Here is a 528-nt window from a genome sequence, read left to right as displayed (position 1 = left end):
CCTTACTCCCCCCTCTTTTTCACCGCAGCAACGACTTTTATATCCGGGCCGACCATCTCCAACTGCCGGATGTCAAGCTCCATCGCCTCTTCAAGGCGCGAGAAGCCGAGGCCGCCGACCGGCGTCGGCGCTTCGCGGCCGCCGATCAGCTTCGGGGCGATGTAGGCGACCACTTCATTGACCGCCCCTGCCCGGAGGAAGCTGTCATGAACGCGCGAGCCGCCTTCCACAAACAGCGACGTAATGCGCTGCTCACCGAGCAGCCGGAGCACGTCGCGCACATGAATGTGCGCAGCCGCCATCGGGATGATGCGCACCCCGAGGCGCTCGTATGCCTCGGCCTTTTCCCAGCTGATGCCGCTCCCGGTGATGATCCACGTTTCCGCCTCCCGGTCGGTGACGACATGGGCGTCAAGCGGCGTATGCAAGTTTGTATCCAAAATGATGCGGAGCGGATTTTTCCGTTGCTCCCCGATGCGGACCGTCAACTTCGGATTGTCCGCCAACACGGTGTTGACGCCGACCAAA

General features: G+C 62.3%; 1 protein-coding gene. It reads right to left on the bottom strand.

The window, feature by feature from the left end:
• Window positions 1-2: 2 nt before the first annotated feature.
• On the bottom strand, window positions 3-528 hold a 526-nt coding region (locus tag U1T56_RS24560; protein WP_418162089.1), incomplete at its 5' end, for a RibD family protein.

The organism is Benzoatithermus flavus (assembly GCF_037908215.1).
GTDB classification, from domain to species: domain Bacteria; phylum Pseudomonadota; class Alphaproteobacteria; order Geminicoccales; family Geminicoccaceae; genus Benzoatithermus; species Benzoatithermus flavus.
The sequence above is the reverse complement of the archived record's forward strand: the minus strand, read 5'-3'. Positions and strand labels throughout refer to the sequence as shown.